General features: G+C 68.3%; 24 protein-coding genes and 1 tRNA gene. 20 read left to right on the top strand and 5 right to left on the bottom strand.

Annotated elements, in window-relative coordinates:
• Positions 1-53: 53 nt before the first annotated feature.
• Positions 54-1,649, bottom strand: coding sequence for an FG-GAP repeat domain-containing protein (locus CSC78_RS06395; protein WP_238391181.1), 1,596 nt, complete (start codon positions 1,647-1,649; stop codon positions 54-56).
• A 151-nt stretch (positions 1,650-1,800) separates the two neighbouring features.
• Here CSC78_RS06395 and dusA point away from each other — a divergent pair, with 151 nt between their 5' ends.
• The 5 genes from dusA to CSC78_RS06370 all read left to right on the top strand — a co-directional run bounded on the left by dusA (position 1,801) and on the right by CSC78_RS06370 (position 6,514).
• Positions 1,801-2,793 (top strand): tRNA dihydrouridine(20/20a) synthase DusA, encoded by a 993-nt coding sequence (gene dusA / locus CSC78_RS06390; RefSeq protein ID WP_162337061.1) that lies wholly within the window; start codon positions 1,801-1,803, stop codon positions 2,791-2,793.
• A gap of 2 nt (positions 2,794-2,795) precedes the next feature.
• Positions 2,796-3,719, top strand: coding sequence for an arginine deiminase-related protein (locus CSC78_RS06385; RefSeq protein ID WP_238391177.1), 924 nt, complete (start codon positions 2,796-2,798; stop codon positions 3,717-3,719).
• A 147-nt stretch (positions 3,720-3,866) separates the two neighbouring features.
• Positions 3,867-4,268 carry a hypothetical protein gene (locus CSC78_RS06380; protein ID WP_162337060.1) on the top strand — a complete coding sequence of 134 codons (402 nt, stop codon included), beginning with the start codon at positions 3,867-3,869 and terminating at the stop codon, positions 4,266-4,268.
• A 76-nt stretch (positions 4,269-4,344) separates the two neighbouring features.
• Complete coding sequence (locus CSC78_RS06375; protein WP_055937106.1) at positions 4,345-5,031, top strand: response regulator transcription factor; 687 nt, start codon at positions 4,345-4,347, stop codon at positions 5,029-5,031.
• A 28-nt stretch (positions 5,032-5,059) separates the two neighbouring features.
• Positions 5,060-6,514, top strand: coding sequence for an ATP-binding protein (locus tag CSC78_RS06370; protein WP_162337059.1), 1,455 nt, complete (start codon positions 5,060-5,062; stop codon positions 6,512-6,514).
• 1 nt (position 6,515) lies between these two features.
• Here the strand turns inward: CSC78_RS06370 and CSC78_RS06365 are convergent, their stop codons facing one another.
• Both CSC78_RS06365 and CSC78_RS06360 read right to left on the bottom strand, forming a co-directional pair.
• On the bottom strand, positions 6,516-7,277 hold the full coding sequence (locus tag CSC78_RS06365; RefSeq protein ID WP_379608854.1) for a M90 family metallopeptidase: 762 nt from the start codon (positions 7,275-7,277) through the stop codon (positions 6,516-6,518).
• Between the two features lie 18 nt (positions 7,278-7,295).
• Positions 7,296-7,619, bottom strand: coding sequence for a hypothetical protein (locus CSC78_RS06360; RefSeq protein ID WP_162336896.1), 324 nt, complete (start codon positions 7,617-7,619; stop codon positions 7,296-7,298).
• Between the two features lie 192 nt (positions 7,620-7,811).
• Here CSC78_RS06360 and CSC78_RS06355 point away from each other — a divergent pair, with 192 nt between their 5' ends.
• The 10 genes from CSC78_RS06355 to CSC78_RS06310 all read left to right on the top strand — a co-directional run bounded on the left by CSC78_RS06355 (position 7,812) and on the right by CSC78_RS06310 (position 14,930).
• Positions 7,812-9,626, top strand: a complete 1,815-nt coding sequence (locus tag CSC78_RS06355) for a DegV family protein (RefSeq protein WP_162337058.1) — start codon at positions 7,812-7,814, stop codon at positions 9,624-9,626.
• 30 nt (positions 9,627-9,656) lie between these two features.
• The gene (gene plsY, locus CSC78_RS06350; protein WP_162337057.1) at positions 9,657-10,283 is read left to right on the top strand and encodes a glycerol-3-phosphate 1-O-acyltransferase PlsY; all 627 of its coding nucleotides are present in this window, start codon (positions 9,657-9,659) and stop codon (positions 10,281-10,283) included.
• Positions 10,280-11,248: a bifunctional biotin--[acetyl-CoA-carboxylase] ligase/biotin operon repressor BirA gene (birA, locus tag CSC78_RS06345; protein WP_162337056.1), complete on the top strand. Its 969-nt coding sequence runs from the start codon at positions 10,280-10,282 to the stop codon at positions 11,246-11,248. Before plsY ends, birA begins: the two co-directional genes overlap by 4 nt.
• Positions 11,245-11,994 (top strand): type III pantothenate kinase, encoded by a 750-nt coding sequence (locus tag CSC78_RS06340; RefSeq protein ID WP_162337055.1) that lies wholly within the window; start codon positions 11,245-11,247, stop codon positions 11,992-11,994. Before birA ends, CSC78_RS06340 begins: the two co-directional genes overlap by 4 nt.
• A 19-nt stretch (positions 11,995-12,013) precedes the next feature.
• A complete protein-coding gene (locus CSC78_RS06335; RefSeq protein ID WP_162337054.1) occupies positions 12,014-12,682 on the top strand; it encodes an SPOR domain-containing protein in 669 nt (222 codons plus the stop codon).
• Between the two features lie 13 nt (positions 12,683-12,695).
• Positions 12,696-12,771, top strand: a tRNA-Thr gene (locus CSC78_RS06330).
• A 97-nt stretch (positions 12,772-12,868) separates the two neighbouring features.
• A complete protein-coding gene (gene rocF, locus CSC78_RS06325; RefSeq protein ID WP_162337053.1) occupies positions 12,869-13,792 on the top strand; it encodes an arginase in 924 nt (307 codons plus the stop codon).
• A 146-nt stretch (positions 13,793-13,938) separates the two neighbouring features.
• Positions 13,939-14,091 (top strand): entericidin A/B family lipoprotein, encoded by a 153-nt coding sequence (locus CSC78_RS06320; RefSeq protein WP_162337052.1) that lies wholly within the window; start codon positions 13,939-13,941, stop codon positions 14,089-14,091.
• 190 nt (positions 14,092-14,281) lie between these two features.
• Positions 14,282-14,416, top strand: coding sequence for an entericidin A/B family lipoprotein (locus CSC78_RS06315; protein ID WP_162337051.1), 135 nt, complete (start codon positions 14,282-14,284; stop codon positions 14,414-14,416).
• 292 nt (positions 14,417-14,708) lie between these two features.
• On the top strand, positions 14,709-14,930 hold the full coding sequence (locus tag CSC78_RS06310) for a CsbD family protein (protein ID WP_162337050.1): 222 nt from the start codon (positions 14,709-14,711) through the stop codon (positions 14,928-14,930).
• 79 nt (positions 14,931-15,009) lie between these two features.
• On the opposite strand, the gene CSC78_RS06305 is transcribed toward CSC78_RS06310, so the two are convergent.
• Positions 15,010-15,804: a hypothetical protein gene (locus tag CSC78_RS06305; RefSeq protein ID WP_162337049.1), complete on the bottom strand. Its 795-nt coding sequence runs from the start codon at positions 15,802-15,804 to the stop codon at positions 15,010-15,012.
• Between the two features lie 193 nt (positions 15,805-15,997).
• Here CSC78_RS06305 and CSC78_RS06300 point away from each other — a divergent pair, with 193 nt between their 5' ends.
• From CSC78_RS06300 to CSC78_RS06280, 5 genes are all read left to right on the top strand, one after another.
• A complete protein-coding gene (locus CSC78_RS06300) occupies positions 15,998-17,293 on the top strand; it encodes a tryptophan--tRNA ligase (RefSeq protein WP_162337048.1) in 1,296 nt (431 codons plus the stop codon).
• A 4-nt stretch (positions 17,294-17,297) separates the two neighbouring features.
• A complete protein-coding gene (locus tag CSC78_RS06295; protein WP_162337047.1) occupies positions 17,298-17,597 on the top strand; it encodes a hypothetical protein in 300 nt (99 codons plus the stop codon).
• Between the two features lie 95 nt (positions 17,598-17,692).
• A complete protein-coding gene (locus CSC78_RS06290) occupies positions 17,693-18,622 on the top strand; it encodes an MBL fold metallo-hydrolase (protein WP_162337046.1) in 930 nt (309 codons plus the stop codon).
• Positions 18,623-18,764: 142 nt separating this feature from the next.
• On the top strand, positions 18,765-20,411 hold the full coding sequence (locus CSC78_RS06285; RefSeq protein WP_162337045.1) for a M28 family metallopeptidase: 1,647 nt from the start codon (positions 18,765-18,767) through the stop codon (positions 20,409-20,411).
• A 72-nt stretch (positions 20,412-20,483) separates the two neighbouring features.
• Complete coding sequence (locus CSC78_RS06280; protein ID WP_162337044.1) at positions 20,484-20,918, top strand: BLUF domain-containing protein; 435 nt, start codon at positions 20,484-20,486, stop codon at positions 20,916-20,918.
• Between the two features lie 6 nt (positions 20,919-20,924).
• Here the strand turns inward: CSC78_RS06280 and CSC78_RS06275 are convergent, their stop codons facing one another.
• Positions 20,925-21,311 (bottom strand): VOC family protein, encoded by a 387-nt coding sequence (locus CSC78_RS06275; RefSeq protein WP_162337043.1) that lies wholly within the window; start codon positions 21,309-21,311, stop codon positions 20,925-20,927.
• Positions 21,312-21,332: the final 21 nt, after the last annotated feature.

Here is a 21,332-nt window from a genome sequence, read left to right as displayed (position 1 = left end):
TGTGGTTTGTGGGGGTGGGGTAGGCGAAGCATGCCGCCTGCACGGGAACACGACTAGGGATCGGCCGTGAGGATGTAGGCGCGGTTGGATGATCGTGGAAAGGGGCGCGACGCAACACGACCACGCTGCGCATCGCGTTCAAGGCGCGGGAGCGCGCCTCGTGCCACGCCGGTGCCGGTCGCCATGCCGCCGCTGCGTGGAAGGGTGGGCGGAGAAGCCAGGCCCGCGACGGCGACCGGGGAGCGCTCCACGGCGAGCGGACGGGAGCAGCAAGCAGCGATGCGCGCGCGCGGCGCGCAGCCCTTTCCGAACAACAGCATGGGTGACTGGCTGGATCGGGCAATCGCGAGGTCGCCGCATCCATCGTGGTTGAGGTCGCCCGCCGCGAAGTAGGTCTCCCGACCCTGACTCTGGTAGGCGTCGATAAGTGTCTCGGGCATCAACCCTCCGCTGGCTTGAAGGTAGTACCCGACATAGCTCCATCCGGTGTGCGCGATCGCCAGGTCGGTCCGGCCATCGCGGTTGAGGTCCGTCGCGATCATGGGGCCGGAAGCGGAGTACCTGGCGATCTCTACTGGCGCCCTCAGCTTGCCTTGCGCATCCTGGGTATACAGGCGGAGGTTCGCATCCCCCCCCATCTGGTTCATCACCAGATCGCCGCGGCCGTCCCCGTTGAAGTCGCCGACGGCGAACGATGCTGCGGGGTTGGATCCCAACGGCAGGGAGAGCACCGTCGGCGCGCCGTATCCCCCTGAGGGCAGGGCCGGGTAGATCAGGGAGTCTTCCATCAGTCCGTCGAGGACGTTGCCCAGGATCAGATCGTCCAGCCCGTCGCCGGTGACATCGCCCGTCACCCGGGTCGCGGACGTGTGCAACGGCAATGTCGACACGCGGTTGAACGCGGCTTGGCCGTCGCCGTGGACCACCGTGGCCGACCTGTCGCTCGAATCGACGAGCACGTCGAGATAGCCGTCGCGATCGACGTCGGTGACGAGGATGTCGTAGGGATCGCCGGCCGGGGTGGTATGCGGCGTGAAGGTGCCATCCGCATTCGAGCGGAGAATCATGACGCCATCGACGGTTGTGGTGATGATCTCGTTGAAGCCGTCGCGGTCGAGATCAGCGATCTTGAGCTGCCGCGAGAAACTGTTGCCGGAATCCCCGACCCTGACCGCCGCACCCAGTCCCCCGTCGGCGCGCTGGGCGGCGACGTAGATCTCGGAGACATAGTCCTCGACGGCCATTGCGCCAAGCAACGACAGGAAGACAAGGTCGTCCCGCCCATCGCGCGACACGTCGCCCAAGGCAAGCGAGTGGGCCGTGGCGGCTGCCGGATCGGTGAGGGGCTCGGGTCCCGACATCCAGTAGGACGGTGGCGCCATGGGCGTTGCTGGCATCGACAGGGCAGCGCTGCTTGTACGGTCATGCGACGGTGCATTCGACTCACCAACTGACGTTCTGAACCAACGGCTCAGGGGCTTGTATGCGAAGTACGACAGGATGGTCGCATCTTCCTGGTTGTCCTTGCGCGCATCGGACAGCGTTTCCGTCGACGCGTCGTTCTGCTGGCGGGAGGGAAGATGGACGGGGTCGGCCACCTTCTCGGAAATCCAGAGCACGCCAGCACAAGCCGCGCTCGCCACGAGCATCAATGCCACCCCTGATTGCTTGTGCACGTCATTGCCTCCCCTGGCTCCAGGCGGAGTATATCGGCGGCTGCGGTCAGGCGGGCCAGCCTCACCTGCCTGGCCACACGGGGGAGGCGGAGACCTGCGGCTTGGCCGCAGTTAAAATGCGGTCATGTACTCCATTGACCACGACACGCTGCGCCTCTCGGTCGCCCCGATGATGGACTGGACGGACACGCATTGCCGCGTGTTCCACCGCCTGCTGGCGCCCGATGCACGCCTGTACACCGAGATGGTGCACGCGCAGGCCGTGATCCATGGCGACCGCGACCGGCTGCTGGGCTTTGACACCGTGGAGCATCCCGTTGCCGTGCAACTCGGCGGCAGCGATCCCGCGCACCTGGCGCAGGCCGCGCGCATCGCGCAGGACTGGGGCTACGACGAGGTGAATCTCAACGTCGGCTGCCCGTCCGACCGCGTGCAGGCCGGTCGCTTCGGTGCCTGCCTGATGAAGGAACCAGCGCTGGTGTCCGACTGCGTGGCGGCGATGATCGAGGCCGTTGGCATCCCGGTGACGGTGAAGTGCCGCCTGGGCGTGGACGAGCAGGAGGATTACGACCTGTTCCTGGCCTTCATCGACACCGTGGCCGCGACCGGCTGCAATACGTTCTTCGTGCATGCGCGCAAGGCGTGGCTGCAAGGCCTGTCGCCGAAGGAGAACCGCGAGATCCCGCCGCTGCGCTACGACTGGGCCTACCGGCTCAAGCGCGAGCGGCCCGCACTGACGGTGGCGATCAACGGCGGCATCACCACGACCGTGCAGGTCCACGAACACCTGCAGCACAGCGATGGCGTGATGATCGGTCGCGCGGCCTACCACGAGCCCTACGTGCTGCATGAGATGCAGGTGGCGCTGTTCGGCGGCGAGATGCGTTCGCGCGCGGACCTGCTGCGTGCGTGGCGACCCTACGTCGAGGCGCAACTGGCCAAGGGCGTGGCGCTTAAGCACCTGACCCGCCACGTGCTGGGCCTGTTCCATGCGCAGACGGGCGGGCGTGCGTTCCGCCAGATCCTCAGCGAAGGCGCGCACAAGCCGGGCGCAGACTGGTCGCTGGTCGAGCAGGCCCTCGCCGCCACCGCGCGCGAACTGCGGCCGGCGGCCTGAGCGTGATCACCCGCGACATCGCCGCGTTCACGGCGTTCGCGGGTTCGCTGGCAGCGGACTTCGGGCCGGCGACCGCACGCGCGGCCTTCCTGGTGTCGCCGGATGGCTTCATGCGCGCGGAGCAGTCGGCACAGGACAACCGCTACATGGCGGACGCCGGCGCCTTCGATACCGGCGCGGCGTTGCGCGAACACCATGCGCTGCATCGCGCATTGGCGCAGGACGTACCGGTGGTCTGCTTCCCCGGCGACGAGGCGACGCCGGATGCGGTGTTTCCGAACAACGTGTTCGCCACGGCGCGGGTGGACGGCGAAGCGCGGCTGATCGTGGGCCGCATGCGCCACGAGGTACGCCAGCGCGAAGCGGGGCGAAGGGATATCCGCGGCTTCTTCCGCGACACCCTTGGTTATGCCGAGGTGGATCTCTCCGGCCAGCCGCACCCGTGCGAGCTGACCGGTGCACTGGTCATCGACCGCGCGCGCGGCATCGGCTTCTGCGGTCTGTCCGAGCGCTGCGACGAGGCCGGCGCGGCACGGATGCACGAGGCGTTCGGTCTGCGTGCCACGCTGATGTTCGATCTGGCGCCGGGCGAGTACCACACCAATGTGCTGCTGGCGGTGCTGGCTGGCCGCGCGGTCCTGGTTCACGCCGGCGGTCTGCAGACCCCCGGTCTGTTGCCTGCCCTGGAGGTGCTCTACCCCGGCGGTGTGGTCGACCTGAACGGCCTGGAGCAGGCCGCCTTCGCCGGCAACGCCATCGCGTTGGCGTCAGGGAAGGTGTGGATGAGCCGTCGCGCCCACGACGCGCTGCGGCCGGCCACCGTGGAGGCGCTGGCCGCGTCCGGCTTTGCGGTGCACAGCGTGGCGCTGACCGCCATCGAAGCCGGCGGCGGCTCGCTAAGGTGTTGTGTTGCCGAGGTTTTCTGATCATTCAGCTGGCTGAATGCGCGGAGCGACCCTGTGGATAAATTCAGAACGGATTCACCGCCCGGGTCCAAGACTGCGCTTCCCATCCACTGAGGCGGTTTCGGGTTTCGTTCAGTTTCGCGACCCCAGTTCCGTTACGATTCCGTTATGCGTTTTCGTGCCCCGACCCTAGCCGCCCTCACCTTGGCGGTCCTCGTTGCCCTGACCGGTACTGCTGCGGTGCACGCACAGGACGACCGGGATCGCGGGGACGCGCCGCCGTCGCGTGACCGCGGCATGCCGCGCAACGACGACCGGGGTCACCGCAACTCGATGTCGGACTCCGTGCGCCGCGTGCGCAGCGATGCCGGCAACCAGGTCCTGAGTGTCGAACGCATGCAGTACGACGGCCGTGATGTCACGCGCGTCAAGTACATCGACGACCGTGGTCGCGTGCGCACGCAGACCCAGGACGACGCCGGGCCGTCGCGCCGCGATGCCGATTCCCCCGTCCGGCCGCGCCGCGACATCGCGCCGCCTCCACGCGGCGATAACCCCTCGCGCCCGTAGTCTTACGTAGAATCCACGCTCATCACGAGCATGTCCGTGGCCGGTTCCGCGCCACGCGAAATACCAAGGAGAGTCCATGCGTATCCTGCTGGTCGAAGACGAAGCCCCCCTGCGTGAAACCCTGGCAGCGCGCCTGAAGCGCGAAGGCTTTGCGGTCGACGCCGCCCAGGACGGCGAGGAAGGCCTCTACATGGGCCGCGAAGTGCCGTTCGATGTCGGCATCATCGACCTCGGCCTGCCGAAGATGTCCGGCATGGAGTTGATCAAGGCGCTGCGCGACGAAGGCAAGAAGTTCCCGGTGCTGATCCTGACCGCGCGCAGCAGCTGGCAGGACAAGGTCGAGGGCCTGAAGCAGGGCGCCGACGACTATCTGGTCAAGCCCTTCCATGTGGAAGAACTGCTCGCGCGCGTCAACGCGCTGCTGCGCCGCGCGGCGGGCTGGAGCAAGCCGACACTGGAATGCGGTCCGGTCGCGCTGGACCTGGCGGCACAGACCGTGAGCGTCAACGGCAGCAACGTCGATCTGACGAGCTACGAGTACAAGGTGCTCGAGTACCTGATGATGCATGCCGGCGAGCTGGTCTCGAAGGCCGACCTGACCGAGCACATCTACCAGCAGGATTTCGACCGCGACTCCAACGTGTTGGAAGTCTTCATCGGCCGCCTGCGCAAGAAGCTGGACCCGGACGGCGAGCTGAAGCCGATCGAGACCGTACGCGGTCGCGGCTACCGCTTCGCGATCCCGCGCAGCGGCGAAGGCTGATGTCCCGCGCCGGCATCGCCTGCACTTGATGCCTGCGCCACCCTCCGGCGCCGCGCCATCCGCCCCCGTCGGCCGTGACCGGTTCGACGGGTGGCGGCCGCGTTCGTTGCGTGCCCGCCAGCTGCTCGCCGCCAGCCTGGCGCTGCTCGCCTTCCTCGCTCTCGCCGGGTATGCGCTGGACCGCGCGTTCGTCGATACCGCCGAGGACAACCTGCGCCAGCGCTTGAAGAGCTACGCGCTGTACTACACCGACAAGGTGGAGTTCGGGCGCAACGGCACGCTGATTCCGCCCTACAACACGCCCGATCCCCGCTTCGACATGCCCGACAGCGGGATGTACGCGCAAGTGGTGCTCCAGGGCGTGCCGCCGTGGGGATCCAACTCCACGCTGGGACCCGAGCTGCCGGTGCCACGGATGCTCGGTGCGCTGGAGGAATCGTTCGAGGGGCCGCTGCCGATCCGTCGTGCCGACGGCAGCGAGAGCGAGGCGTACCGTTACGGCGTGGGGTACGCATGGCCGGCGACGCACCAGCACCCCGAGATCCCGTACAGCATCTACATCTTCGAGGATGCGCAGGCATTGAGTGCCCAGATCCGTGTGTTCCGCGGGTCGCTGTGGGTCTACCTCGGCGGCGCCGGCGTGATCCTGCTGCTGCTGCAGATGCTGGTGCTGCGCTGGAGTCTGCGTCCGCTGCGGCGGGTCATCTTCGAACTCAGCCGCGTGCAGCGTGGCGAGCTGTCCGGCATGACCGAGAGCCATCCGCGCGAACTCGAGCCGCTCACCGACAGCATCAACGCCTTCATCGAGAGCGAGCGTGAGAACCTGGAGCGGCAACGCAATACGCTGGCCGACCTGGCGCACAGCCTGAAGACACCCATCGCGGTGCTGCGCACGCAGCTGGACAGTGGCGGTGGCGATCCGCAGGCGTTGCGCGACGAACTGGATGTCCAGCTCAAGCGGATGAACAACCTGGTCTCCTACCAGTTGGCGCGTGCGGCCTCGAGTGGACACAAACTGTTCTCCGCGGCCGTGCCCATCGAGCCGCACGCGGAGGAAATCGTGCGCGGCCTGGAGAAGGTGTATGTCGCGAAGGGCGTGATCTGCGAATTCGAGATCGACCCGCGCGCACGGTTCCACGGCGAGACCGGCGATCTGCAGGAACTGATGGGCAACCTGCTGGAGAACGCCTTCAAGTGGGCGCGCTCGCGCGTGCTGTTGACGGTGACGGTCGGTGCGACGGCGCCGCAGCGGCGTGCCGGCCTGTTCATGGCCGTCGACGATGATGGACCGGGTATCGCCGAGGGCGACGTGGCGAAGGTGCTGCAGCGTGGCGTGCGTGGCGACGAGCGCGTGCAGGGGCACGGCATCGGCCTGTCCATCGTGCAGGACCTGATCCGCGACTATCGTGGCGAGTTGCAGGTACGGCGATCGGACGAACTGGGCGGCGCGCGCTTCGAGGTGCGGCTGCCGCCGGGGCTGTGATTCAGGCCGCCGTGCCGGTCATCGGCGAAGGACCGTAGAAACGCACCAGATGCGCCGCCACGTCCGGCATGGCCTCGGCCAGTACGTCTGGCGCGGAGAAGTGGTACTCGGTGACGACGGCGAAGAATTCCTCGGGCGCTTCCGCCGCGTACGGGTCGATGGCGGTCTCGCGGCCCAGGTCGACCTGCATGCAGAAGTCGTCGTAGGCGCGCTGGAAGTCGCGCGCCCAGCGGCCATGCCATGCGTCCGGCAACGGTGGCGTGCCGTCCAGTTCGCCATCCAGCACGTCCAGCTTGTGCGCCATCTCGTGCACGGCCACGCAGAAGCCGGCATCGGGCTCGGCGATGTCGGCCTGCACGTCGGCCCACGACAGGATCAGCGGTCCCTGGTCCCAGGCTTCGCCGGCCAGATCGTCTTCCCATTCGTGCAGCACGCCCGCGGCGTCGGTGTGCGTGCGCTGCACGCGGAAGGCATCAGGATAGACGATCAGCTGCGACCAGCCGCGCAGGCCGGCCTCGCCGTATTCGAGCAGCGGCAGGCAGCACAGCGCGGCCAGCTGCGCACGCTGCGCGTCGTCCAGGCTCAGCCCGGCCAGCGGCGTGATGGTCTTCTGGTGCAGGAAGCGCGCCGTCAGTGCGCGCAGGCGCTCCGAGCGCTCGTCGTCCAGCGCCGATACCCATGGGGTAGCGCTGCGCACGCGTTGCCAGAGGCTGTCTTCAATCGACGGGGAAGGGCGCCGCAGGCGGCGCAACAGTCCGATCACCGGGTGCCGCCCTCCGCGTCAGCGGAACATGCCGGGCAGGAAGCTGTGCCACTTCGAGCCGCGGCTGCGCGGCAGCGGGGTGTCGTCGTCGTCGCCGCCGCCGCGGGTGGTGGCCGGCGAGGTCAGCGACGCAGGCGCGCCGTACTTGCTGCGCACGGCGGTGGCGCGCGCGCGGCGTGCGTCCGATGCATTCGGCACGGCATCGGCCGGACGTTCGGCGACCGCGCGGTCGGCGACGTCCTGGCAGGTCCCGGTGGTGCCGTTGGCGATGCCGCGCCCGTTCTGGGCGAACACGGCCGCCGAGGCAACGAGGAGCAGCAGGGCAAGGCTGGCGCGAAGCATCGGAGGGACTCCTGTCGGTCGGTTACAGCGGCCAGATGACGCCGCCGACTATAGCCGGATTGGCGCCGGCCGGCACGGATCGGCCCGCTCCGTGCGACGAAACGGCGGTCCGCGGCGACGGATCGAGGAAAACCGCGGATGGGCTGCTGCGTCGCAGCAGGGCCGGTTCCCGGCTTGCGGCAGACTCCCGCCATGCCGACCGCCTCCGACCGCCCGCTGACCGCTCCCGCCCTGCGTCTGGCGCTGATCGCCGGCGCCCGCCGGGTGATCGCGGCCCGGGACGGGTTGAACCGCATCAACGTGTTCCCGGTGGCTGACGGGGATACCGGCAACAACCTCGCCTCCACCCTCGGCAGCGTGCTCCACGGTGCGCTGAGCCGGCCCAGCCAGCACGCCGGTGACCTGCTCAGCCGGGTCGGCAACGACGCGATCGACGGGGCGCGGGGCAATTCGGGCGCCATCCTGGCGCAGTTCCTCCACGGCGTGGCCGAACGCGTGCGGCCGCTGCCCGAGTTGGACGTGCGCTCGCTGGCCGCCGCCGTGCGCCAGGGCGCGCAGAGTGCGCGGCAGGCGCTGGCCCAGCCGGTCGAGGGCACCATCCTGAGCGTCATCACCGCATTCGCCGACGAACTGGATGCGGCAGCGGACAGCGCGCAGTCCGATACGCGCAGTGGCTTCACCCGCGCACTGGTGCGGGCGCGTCGCGCGCTGGCCGATACACCGCGGCAGATGGCGCTGCTGCAGAAGGCCGGCGTGGTGGACGCTGGCGCGCAGGGGTTCGTCGACCTGCTGGAGGGCATCGCCGAGTTCGTCGAAGGCGGTCCGCGGGCCGTGCGCATGCGGACGGGTGCACCGATGGCCGCCAACGACGCGGGCGGTTCCGTCGTCCACGACCACGAGATCGATCCTGACCGCCGGTGGTGCACGGAATGCCTGCTGCTCGGCGATGGGCTGGACCGCAACCGCCTGCGCGTTGCGCTGGAAGCGATCGGCGCGGATTCCATCGTCATTGCCGGCGGTGCGTCGCGGCTGCGCGTGCACGCCCACACGGGTTCGCCGCAGGCGTTGTTCGATGCCTGCGCAGCACAGGGGCGTGTCGAAGGCATGAAGGCCGACGACATGATCCGCCAGCAGGCGGTGGCGGCCGCACCGCAGCCGCTGGTGGTGGTCACCGACAGCGCCGCCGACCTGCCGGACGACATCGCCGAGCGTTACGCGATCGGCGTGGTGCCGGCGCGCGTGGACCTGGATGGTCGCGACTACCTCGACAAGATCGGCCTGTCGACCGACGAGTTCTACCGGCGCATGGCGTCGTCGCGCCAGCTGCCGCGCACCAGCCAGCCGCCGCCCGGCGATTTCCGCCGTCAGTTCGAGCTGTCGCTCGCGCACCATGCGCGCGTGCTGTACGTGGGCCTGTCGCGCGCGCTGTCGGGCACGCTGCAGTCCGGCGAGCATGCGGCGGCGCGCGATCCCGGCCGTCGCGTGCGCGTGTTCGACACGATCAACGCCGCCTGCGGCCAGGCCCTGCTGGTATGGCGGGCAGGGGAACTGGCGGCCGAAGGACGGGACGATGCCGAGGTCGTGGCTGAACTGGAACGCCTGCGCCCGCTCACGCGGATGTGGGCCATCGCGCCCGACATTTCCCATGCCGTGCGCGGTGGCCGCATCCCGCACTGGGCGGCGCCGATCGCGCGCCTGAGCGCGCTGACCCCGATGGCGAAGATGAGCGTCGACGGCCGCATGGTGGTCGCGGGTCTGCTGCTGACGCGTGCACGGGCGCCCGAGGCGTTCGCCCGGCGGGTCGCGCGGCAATTGCGCGCGGGCCAGCGCTGGCGTGTGATCGTCGGACATTGCGATGCGCGTGCCGAAGGCGAGCGCCTGCTAGCGGCTTTGCGCACCCGGTTGTCGATCAGCGAGGACCGGTTGGTGGAAACGGGTGCGGCCATCGGCGCGCATGCGGGTCAGGGTGCCCTGATCGTGGCGGTGCAGCCGGCGCCAGATGCCTGAGCCGTTGAGGGCGTGGCCCATAATGGCGCCATGCTGACCACCTGCCTGCTGTTGCTGTTCGCCTACCTGATCGGCTCCGTATCGGGCAGCCTGATGCTGGGCCGCCTGCGCGGCGTGGACATCCGCACGCAGGGCAGCGGCAATGCCGGTGGTACCAATGCCTTCCGCACCCAGGGCGCGAAGTTCGCGCTCGGCGTGGTGCTGGTCGATATCGGCAAGGGCGCGTTGGCCGCATGGCTGGCGTTGCGTTTCGCGTCGCTGGACGGCCCGTTGGCACCGCACGCGCTGGGATTCCTGGCGGTCTTCGTCGCGGCGATGGGCCATGTGTGGCCGGTCTGGCACGGGTTCCGCGGCGGCAAGGGCGTCGGCACGCTGCTGGGCGGGATGGCGGTGCTGTGGCCGATGGCGTTGCTGCCGTTGTTCGCCGTGTGGGTGGGCGTGCTGGTGGCGACGGGTTACGTGGGCCTGGCGTCGATCGTCGCGACGGCCTGCCTGGTGCCGCTGGCGTGGTGGATGCCGGTCGATCGCGCCGCCCAGATATTCGCGATGGCCGCGGCGTTGCTGGTGCTGTTCACCCATCGGGTGAATGTCCGTCGCCTGCGCGACGGCACCGAGTCGCGCTTCGAACGTGCGCGCATCTGGCGCCGTCGCGCATGACCGGCGAGCGCGAGCTACTGCAGCGACTGATCGAAGGCCCGGTGTCTGGCGATGTGCTGGCGCGCGATGCCGGCCTGACGCGTGCCGCCATGTGGAAACGCATCCAGGCGCTGCGCGAAGGCGGTGTACGCATCGGTGCGCAGGCCGGGCGTGGCTACGCGCTCGCCGAACCGGTCGAATTGCTGGACGCCGAGCGCATCCGTGCGCCGCTACAGGCCGCGACCGTCGATGCACTGTCGTCGCTCGACGTGGCGTGGTCGCTGGACTCTACCAACAGCGAATTGCTCCGGCGCAAGGCGCCGGAACGGGGCGTCGAGGTCCTGCTCGCCGAGCAGCAGACCGGTGGCCGTGGTCGGCGTGGACGTCAATGGGCGTCGCCGATCGCATCGAATCTCTACCTGTCGCTGTCGCGGCAGTTCTCCGGCGGTCTCGCGCGCCTGGGCGGCCTCAGCCTGATGGTCGGCGTGGCAGTGGCGGAAGCGCTGCGGCAGGCCGGATACGGTGCCGTGGGCGTGAAGTGGCCCAACGACCTGCTCGCGCACGGCCGCAAGCTCGGCGGCATCCTGGTGGAAGGTGGTGGCGAGCACGGCGGGCCGGTGCGCGCGGTGATCGGCATCGGTGTGAACGTGCGCATGCCGGCGCCCGTCGCCATGACCATTGATCAGGCATGGACCGATCTGGCCGGTTTGGGCGATGGTGCACCGTCGCGCAACGCACTGGCGGCGCAGTTGCTGGATGCGCTGCTGCCGGCGCTGGAGCAGTTCGATCGCGACGGCCTTCCGCCGTTCCTCGCGCGTTATGCCGCACTGGATGTGCTGGCAGGGCGCGCCATCACCGTGCATGGTCCGCAGGGCGACGAACAGGGCGTGGCCGATGGCATCGGCGACGACGGTGCATTGCGGGTGAGGATGGATCAGGGCGTGCGGCAGGTGCATGCGGGCGAAGTCAGCGTGAGGGCGACATGACGCAGTGGGTGTTCGACCTGGGGAACTCGCGTGTGAAGTGCGCGGCACTGCATGCCGACGGCACGCTCGGCCACGTGCAGGCCGTCGCGTACGACGAAGGCCTGGTCGCATCGCTCGACGCGGTGCTGCCGCCGGCCATGGCGCGGGAAGCCTCGGCCGCCGTTGTCGCCAGCGTGGCATCGCCCGCGCGCACGGCCGCCGTGATCGATTGGCTGACCACGCGCGTCGGCGCCATTTCCCTGCCGCGCACGCAGCCTGCGCTGGCCGGCGTGCGCATCGCCTACGACGAGCCCGCGCGCCTGGGGGTGGACCGTTTCCTCGCGCTGCTGGCGGCGCGTCGCCGCGCGGCGCGGAACTGGCTGGTCGTGGGCGTGGGCACGGCGGTGACGGTCGACCTGCTGGATGCGCAGGGCCTGCATCGGGGCGGGCGCATCGCGCCGTCGCCCCAACTGATGCGCGAGTCCCTGCAAGCCGCGGCCGGGCAACTTCCTGCGACGGGTGGCCACTACGTCGAGTTCGCCACCGACACGCTCGACGCGCTGGCATCCGGCTGCGACGGCGCCGCGCTGGGACTCGTCGAGCGCAGCCTGCTGCAGGCGGAGGACACGCTGGGCGAACGGCCGGCGTTGCTGCTGCATGGCGGTGGTGCCGCTGGCCTGATGCCCTGGTTGCCGGGTGCCGCGCTGGTGCCCTCCCTCGTCCTCGAGGGGCTGGCCGTGTGGGCGCAGCTCGGTTCGGACGCGTGAGCGCGGCTAGAATCACGGCATGCTGATCCGCGCCCTGATCGTCCTGCTGGTCGTGTTGAACCTTGGTGCCGCCGCCTGGTGGCTGACACGCCCCGTGACTCCACCTGCGTCGCCTGCGGACTTGCCTTCCGGTGTGGCTCGCCTGCAGTTGGTGGATGAGCCCGTGTCGCCGGCAGTGGCTCCGGTCGCATCGGCGACGACCGCGCCTGCTGCGGAGGCCTCCATCGCGGCCTGTTTCAGCCTGGGACCGTACACCAGCGAAGCGGCGGCCACGCAAGCGCAGGCGGCGACCGCAGGACGACTGTTGCGCGCACGCCTTCGCGAAATCCCGGGCACGAGCGCCAGTGGCTACCAGGTGGTCATTCCGCCGGCCGCCACGCTCGAAGAGGCGCAGGCCACCGAGGCGCGCATCGGTGCGGCGGGTTTCGACGATTTCCTGGTGGTGCGGCAGGGCGACCAGGCGAACGGGATCGCCCTGGGACGTTATCGCAGCCGTGAAGCCGCGGAACGCCGACTCGCACAACTGGAGGCCGCGGGCTTCGGCGCCGAACTGCAGCCGGTGGGACGCGCCGGTCCCGGCCTGTGGTGGCTGGATGCGGGCGTGGCGGAAGGCGTGGATGCCGTCGCCTTGGCCCGCGCTGCGTCCAGCGGCGCTCCCCAACCCCTCGAATGCACCGCGCTGCGCTAGAATCGCAGCCCGCGCCGCTTTAGCTCAGCTGGTAGAGCAACCGCCTTGTAAGCGGTAGGTCATCCGTTCGATTCGGATAAGCGGCACCATCTTCGCTGTCGTCGTCAGCGCGTCCGTGCTGCGATGCCACAGGCCCGTCATCGCCGACCTACTAGACTGTTCGCCTGTTTTCCGCAGGACGTACCCATGAGTCGAGCCTTTCCCCCGGTCTCCCTGATCGGTGTGCCCACCGACATCGGCGCAGGCCATCGTGGTGCCCGCATGGGGCCGGATGCGCTGCGCATCGCCGGCCTGGGCGAGGCGCTGGCGGCACGGGGCATCGACGTGATCGATACCGGCAACGTGCAGGGTCCGGCCAATCCGTGGACGGGTCCGGTCGAAGGTTATCGGCACCTCGATGAGGTGGTGGCCTGGAATCGCGCCGTGATGGACGCCACGGCGGCGGAACTCGCACGCCAGCGCCTGCCGATCATGCTGGGCGGCGACCACTGCCTGGCGATGGGGTCGATCACCGCCGTGGCGCGCCATTGCCGCCAAGCCGGCAAGAAGCTGCGCGTGCTGTGGCTGGACGCGCATTCGGACTTCAACACCAGCGAGGTCACGCCGTCGGGCAACATCCACGGCATGCCGGTGGCCTGCCTGTGCGGCATCGGCCCCGAGGCGCTGACGAAGCTCGGCGGCGATGCCCCGGCGATCACGCCGGCGATGGTGCGGCAGATCGGTATCCGTTCGGTCGATCCGGAAGAGAAGAAGCTGATCAAGGACCACCAGGTCGATGTGTACGACATGCGCTACATCGACGAGGTGGGCATGAAGCGCACCATCGAGGCCGCGCTGGAGGGCGTCGATGGCGACACCCACCTGCACGTCAGTTTCGATGTGGATTTCCTCGATCCCAGCATCGCGCCGGGGGTCGGTACCACCGTGCCGGGCGGCCCCAACTACCGCGAAGCGCAGCTGGTGATGGAGATGATCGCCGACACGCGTTTGATGGGGTCGCTGGATATCGTCGAGTTGAACCCGGTGCTGGACCGCCGCAACCGCACCGCCAAGCTGACGGTGGACCTGGTGGAAAGCCTCTTCGGCAAGTCGACGCTGATGCGCGACTGAGTGCCGGTGGATTGGGAAAACTGCGACTGAACACGGCGGTCCGGGCTTCACGTGCCCTATACGCGGTCGCGACGAAGGTGCACGCACACGCCGCCGCAGCCATGGGACGCCCCGCGGCGGCACCCAATCCACTCAGGAGATGACACATGAAGCGTGCAATGATGCTGCTGCTGACGGCGATGTTCTCGATGGCCGTCCTGTCCGGCTGCAACACGATGGCCGGTGCCGGCAAGGACGTCCAGAAGGTCGGCGAGAAGGTCGAGGACAAGGCCCAGGACTGCAAGGACGGCCGCTGCTGAGGCACGTCGCCTTGGGCCGTCGGGCATGTGCGAGGAAGGGCCGGGAAACCGGCCCTTCCTTGTTTTCGGGTTGCGGATGGTCAGCCAGCAGCCAGCGTGCTTGAATCAGACTGCGCGGGTGGGGCAGCATGGGTCGTCCGTCCCGGACGCTGCCGCCCCAGGCCGTGAGTACCGTCCACAGGAGTCGCTTATGAAGCGTATGGTTGCGTTGATGCTGTTGTCCCTGTTCTCCATCGCCGTGCTGTCCGGCTGCAACACCGTCAAGGGGTTCGGCAAGGACGTGCAGAAGGTGGGCGAAAAGGTCGAGGATTCTTCGGGCAAGTAACGTCCCGATTCCTGCGATCACGACGGGCCGCCATGCGGCCCGTTTTTTTTGGCGCGATTTCCATGGCGCCCATGCAGGCATTGCAGTGCTCCTCCTGGCGGCCTGTTCTTTTTCGGATGAATACAAGGACGCGTCCCTCTACGCGTTCATGGCCGCGAACGAACCGTCATGCCCCTGAATGGTTCAGCCATTCCTAATGGCCTGTTGACGCAGGGTTGATCGTGTGGAAACGCGCGCCTTGCGAAGCTGTTCCCGCGGCGCCCCCTGCCGCTCAATCAAGCGAGGCAACACCATGAATCAGGACATCATCGCCGGTAACTGGAAACAGCTGAAGGGCAAGATCCAGGCGAAGTGGGGCGACCTGACCGACGACGATTTCAAGGTCGCGGAAGGCAATGCCGAGTACCTGACCGGCAAGCTGCAGGAACGTTACGGGTACGACCGGGACCGTGCCAACACGGAAGTCCAGGAATTCCAGCGCACGCTGCGTTCGGACAGCACGTTCAAGCACTGACCCACGTACTCACCCTGACAGGCAAATCGAGACGGGCCGCCCGATGCGGCCCGTCTTCTTTCATGCGCGAAGCTCAGCGTTAGCGCGGCGGGTCGGCAACAAAGCCGTTGGGAAACGCGCGCGGGCGTTCATCGCGCCGCGTCGGTCCATGACGTCGGGGGACCACGCCCAGTGCGACCAGCCGGCGGTACTCGTCGTAGCGCACCTCGCTCACCTGTTCCGGCTGGCGGGTCGCGCGGTCGAAACCCGTTCGCGACGTGGGCGCCCACTCGCGACCGCCATGACCGGTGCCGATGCTCTGCTGCTGGGCGGCGTCGTTGGCGGCGATGCCGCGGGAGGCACCCGCTGGTGCAGCGGCTTCGGCCTCCACCCGCTTCTCCATCGATCCGCGCGCGATCGCCGGTGGCGTGTACTGCGGATAGCGATAGGCGGGCGCTTCCCGGAACGCGGCTATGCCGATCACGCCAACATTGCGCGGCCGGCCTGTCCGCGCGGCGTAGCTGTCGCCGAGGTCGGTGAAGACGAACTGCGCCACGTCACTCATCGACTTGCGCCAGCCGGTGACTTCGGTGGTCTGCCACGGCTCCAGCACGTAGCCGGCCTGCGAGGGGTTGGCGGTCTGGCCGGTGATGGCGTTGATCCCGTCCACCGACAGCACGACCAGCACGCGCTCGCCCGTGGTGTTGGTCAGGCGGACGCTGTAGCGGTTGCCGGGCGTGCCTGCGACCCAGAGATCGCCCCGGTGCGGATGCTGTGCCAGCCATTCGCCAGTGTTGCGGTCGACCACGCCGACATCGACCAGGGGGCCGGCGTGGGCCGGTGCGAAGGCAAGCAGGGCCAAGGTGGCCAGGGAGGCGAGGATTCGGTGCAGCATGTCCGTTCTCCAGGTGGGGACGTTGCTGCGAACGGCCGGCCGCATGCGGTGGGGTTGGTCGTGGTGGCGAAGCGCACACCGGTTAAGCCATGGGCAAGCGTGCTGGCTGCGACGTCGTGTCGCACCCCGGCGCCGGCATGCGCCGGCCCCAGCCGGTAAACTGGCCGCTTTCCCGCATTCCCACGCACTGCACATGACCACCCGCGTCCTCACCGGCATCACTACCTCGGGCACGCCGCACCTGGGCAACTACGTCGGCGCCGTGCGCCCTGCCGTGGCCGCCAGCCGTGCCGCGGACACGGAGAGCTTCTACTTTCTGGCCGACCTGCACAGCCTGATCAAGGCGCAGGACCCGGTGCGCACGCAGCGCTCCACGCTTGAAATCGCGGCGACCTGGCTGGCCTGCGGCCTGGAGCCGGACAAGGTGTGGTTCTACCGCCAGAGCGACGTGCCGGAGATCACCGAGCTGACCTGGTTCCTGACCTGCGTGGCGGGCAAGGGCATCCTCAACCGCGCGCACGCGTACAAGGCGGCGGTGGACAAGAACAATGCCGATGGCGAAGACCCGGATGCGGGCGTCAGTGCGGGGCTCTTCATGTACCCGGTGCTGATGGCCGCGGACATCCTGATCTTCAACGCGCACCAGGTACCGGTGGGACGCGATCAGATCCAGCACATCGAGATGGCGCGCGATTTTGGCCAGCGCTTCAACCACGTCTACGGCAAGGAGTACTTCACCCTGCCGGAAGCGCTGATCGACGACAACGTGGCCACGCTGCCCGGGCTCGACGGCCGCAAGATGAGCAAGAGCTACAACAACACCATTCCGCTGTTCGTGCCGCGGGACGAGCTGAAGAAGCTGGTGTTCTCCATCCTGACCGACTCACGCGGTCCGGGCGAGCCGAAAGACACGGAAGGCTCGGCGCTGTTCCAGCTGTACCAGGCCTTCGGCAGCGCCGAGGAAACGCGCGCGTTCGCTCAGAAATTCGTCGACGGCATCAGCTGGGGCGATGCCAAGCAGCAGCTGTTCGAACGCATCGATGCGGAAATCGCACCGCTGCGCGAGAAGTACGACGCGCTGATGGCCAAGCCCGCCGACATCGAGGCGATCCTGCGCGATGGTGCGCGTCGCCTGCGCGAACGCTACGCCACGCCGCTGCTGGCCGAACTGCGCCATGCGGTTGGCCTGCGCGACCTGTCGCAGGTGCCGGTGGTGGAAGCTAAGGTCGCGCCATCGAAAGTCGCGCTGCCGGCATTCAAGCAGTACCGCGATACCGATGGCCGGTTCTACTTCAAGCTGGCGGATGCGGACGGCAACGTGCTGGTGCAGAGCAACGGCTTCGACTCGCCGAAGGATGCCGGCAGGCTGATCGGCGTGCTGAAGCAGGCCGAGCAGGCCGACGCGATGGAAACGCCGGAGATCGTGCTGCAGGTGCCGGTCGCCGACGTGCTCGCGGCGCTGGCCGCGTTGCGGGCGGCGGAGGCCTGACGCCATGCCGTATCTTGCGGTGATCCTGTTCCTGCCGTGGTTCCTGCTGCTGGGCTCGCTGTACTGGCTGTTCCCGCGCCAGCCGCGCACTGCGCGCCGGAAGGGCTTCGATCTGGCGGTGCTGGCGGTGGCCTTCGTGCTGAGCTTCATCGGCATGCAGTGGGGCTATGCCCTGGGCGCCGCCGATGTCGGCACCGGCGCGATCTGGAAGCAGGTGCTGGCCACGCTGGTGGCGTATGGCGCGTTCCTGTTCGTGCTGACGCTGGCGGTGCCGCTGCGCGGCTGGTGGCTGTCGCGCGGCTGAGGCCGCGCGCGGATGGAGCGTTCCACCAAAGGCGGGTCGTACACCCGCGATACGGGGACTAGAATCGGGTCAACCGTCTCCACACAGGTACGCGGATGAGCCTGCACGGCATCCACACCATCGACGCCGCGTTCCATCGCGACCACTTCGACGCTGCCTATCTGATCGTCGAGGAAGGTCGCGGCGCCTTCATCGACTGCGGCACCAACCATTCGGTCCCGCGCCTGCTGGATGCAGTACAGGCGGTGGGGCTGACGCCTGCCGACATCGAGTTCGTCATCGTCACCCATGTGCACCTGGACCACGCTGGTGGCACGGGCCTGCTCCTGCAGCAGTTGCCCAACGCCACGGTGATCGCGCATCCGCGTGCCGCGCCGCACCTCATCTATCCGGCCAAGCTGGTCGAGGGTGCCACGGCGGTCTACGGCGAAGAGGAAATACAGCGCAGCTATGGCACCGTCAAGCCGGTGCCGAAAGAGCGCGTGCGTATCGCCGCCGATGGTGAGGCGATGATGCTCGCAGAGCGTCCGTTGCTGTGCGTCGACACGCCGGGCCATGCGCGCCACCACCATTGCATCTGGGACGCGCGCAGCCGCTGCTGGTTCACCGGCGACACATTCGGCCTGTCCTACCGCGAACTGGACGGGCCGGCCGGTGCCTTCATCCTGCCCACCAGCACGCCGGTGCAGTTCGAGCCTGCGGCGTTGAAAGCCAGCATCGCGCGGATGGTCGCGTACGGGCCCGAGGGCATGTACCTGACGCACTATGGCCGCGTCGGCGACGTGCCACGGCTGGCGCAGGCGCTGTACGAACAGATCGACGCGATGGTGGCGATCGCCGAAGCCTGCGAAGGGCGCGCGGATCGCCATCGCTGCATCGCCGCCGGACTGTCGGCGCTGTACCTTGAGCGGGCGCATGGCCTGCAGGTGCCGCTTGCGGACGAGGAGGTGTTGCGCCTGCTCGAGATGGACATCGAACTCAACGCGCAGGGACTGGGTGTGTGGCTGGATCGTGGACGGCCGTAGAAAGCGCACGCCAGTACCGGATCGATACCTGTGGAGCGACGTCAGTCGCGATCAAGCCGTCCGGATGCTGCATCGCGACTGACGTCGCTCCCACATCCATCCTTTAGACTCGCAACGCCCATCAAACGAAGCCGCGATACCCATGAAACGTTCCCTCCACTTGCTGCTCCTGTCGCTTGGCTTGACGCCCGCCTTCGCCGCCGACATTCCCGGCGGCGGGATCAGCGCCGACAACCTGTCGCGCCATGTGCGCGTGCTCGCCTCGGCTGAATTCGAAGGCCGCGCGCCGGCGACGCCCGGCGAGGAGAAGACCGTCGCGTATGTGGTCGATGAGCTGAAGAAGGCCGGTGTGCAACCGGGTGGCGAGCAGGGTGGATGGACGCAGGCCGTGCCGCTGGTACGCGCGCAGGTCGAGGGTCCGGTCACCGCGACGCTGAAGATCGGAGGCGCAAGCCAGGCGCTGTCCAACGGTGACGACCTCGTCCTGCAGAGCCTGAACCCTGTTGATCGCGTCGGCATCGTCGATGCGCCGCTGGTGTTCGTCGGCTACGGCATCACGGCGCCCGAGCGTGGCTGGGACGACTACAAGGGCGCGGACCTGAAGGGCAAGGTCGCGGTGGTGCTGGTCAACGATCCGGATTTCGAAGCCGACTCGCCCGGCGCGTTCGATGGCAGCGCGGTGACCTATTACGGCCGCTGGACCTACAAGTACGAGGAACTGGCGCGGCAGGGCGCGGCGGGTGTGCTGATCGTCCACGAAACCGCCCCGGCGGCCTATGGTTGGGCGACGGTGCGGGCGTCCGGCTTGTCGCCGGTGTTCGACATTCCGCGTGACGATGCGGCGACGTACCACACGCTGCTGCGCGGCTGGATGCAGCGCGAGCTGGCGGTGTCGCTGTTCGAGCGCGCGGGGCTGGATTTCGAGGTGGAGAAGCGCCGTGCGCAGACATCGGCGTTCGCGCCGGTCGCACTCGGCGATGCCACGCTTTCCGCGTCCTTTGCGGTAAAGCGGGACCAGGTGGTGACACGCAACGTCATCGGTCGCCTGGCGGGCGCGGAGCAGCCGGACGAGACGGTCATCTACTCCGCACACTGGGATGCCTTCGGCATCGGTGAGCCGGATGCGTCGGGCGATGTGGTCCGCCATGGCGCCGTCGACAATGCGACCGGCGTCGCCGCGGTGATCGAACTGGCGCGCGTGTTCGCCGCCGGTCCGCGTCCGCAGCGCACCCTGCTGTTCATGGCGCTGACCGCCGAGGAAAAGGGGCTGCAGGGCGCGACCTACTACGCCGCGAATCCGCTGGCGCCGCTGGAGAAGACGGCCGCGGTGCTGAACATCGAAATGCTCAGTCCCGATGGTCCCAATCGCGACATCGCCTCATGGGGCAATGGCCGCGTCTCGCTCGAGGGCGACCTGAAGCGCGTCGCGGAGGCACACGGGCGCACCTATTCGCCTGATCCGAACCTCGAAGCGGGCTTCTTCTACCGTGCGGACCATTTCGCCTTCGCGCGCGCGGGTGTGCCGGCGATCACGGTGGGCGCCGGACTGGACCGCGTCGACGGCGGCGAGGCCAGCGGGAAGGCGCTGCGTGATGCGTACTTTGCCAGGTGCTACCACCAGCCCTGCGATGCGTGGACGTTGTCGTGGGAGGCAGGTGGTCAGGCGCAGGATGTGGCGCTGCTGTACGCGCTGGGCCGCGATATCGCGGATGGACGCGCATGGCCGCGTTGGCTGAACGGTTCAGAATTCAAGACCGTGCGCGAACGCAGCGAGACTGAACGGAAATAGCGGCGCTGGCGCACGCCGTTCATGTGATTCGCTGCGCTATGCTGCGCGTCCTTTCGCACCACCGGAACGCTTGTGGCTCCTCTTCATGTACTGGTCTACCAGAGCCAGGCCACGCGTCCGATGGACGCCGACGATCTCGACCAGCTGCTGCTGGATGCGCGCGTTGCGAACGAACTGGCGGAGGTGACCGGCGCACTGCTGTACGGCGGCCAGCGCTTCTTCCAGTACCTGGAAGGCACGCGCGCCGATGTCGAACAGATCTACGCGCGCATCGCGCGCGCCAGCCAGCACCATCGTCTCGAAATCCTCGAGCAGGGACGCGTGGACAAGCGCGTGTTCCAGCGCTGGCACATGGGGTTCGCCCATGCCCCACAGACCCTGGTGCAGCAGCTCAGCCAGGCGCAATGGCGCCGTGAGATTCCGTGGCTGGAGGACGAGTCCGCCGCCTCGTCCGGTTTGACCCGCCTGTTGGCATTCTGGAAAGAGGATGCCGTGCCCACGCCTTGACGCCGGTCAGGGCCAGCGGTTCGGCCTCGCACGTCCACTGTCCTCGTTCATCGGCACCACGCAGAAGCGGTGTCCTGTCGGCGCTTCCATCACCCACCAGCGGTTGCGCACGTGCTGCACGCGCTTCGCGCCGAGTGCTTCCAGGCGCACGACTTCGGCTTCGATGTCGTCGGTCTCGATGTCCAGGTGCACGCGGGCCTCGTGCTTCACCTTCTGCACTTCGATGTGCAGGCCGCCGGGGCCGGGTTCGAACTTGTCGTAGATCCCCAGGCCGCCGTCATCGGGGTCCGTGACCTTCAACCCCAGGGCGGCGCTCCAGAACGCGGAGGCGGCTGGCAGGTCGTCGACCTGGCTGTCGATGATGAAACCGGCGAGACGGCTGCGGTGGGTCATGGCGGACTCCGGATGAAGGAC

The sequence above is a fragment of the Pseudoxanthomonas japonensis genome (genome assembly GCF_010093445.1).
In the GTDB taxonomy this organism is placed as follows: Bacteria; Pseudomonadota; Gammaproteobacteria; order Xanthomonadales; family Xanthomonadaceae; genus Pseudoxanthomonas_A; species Pseudoxanthomonas_A japonensis.
The sequence above is the reverse complement of the archived record's forward strand: the minus strand, read 5'-3'. Positions and strand labels throughout refer to the sequence as shown.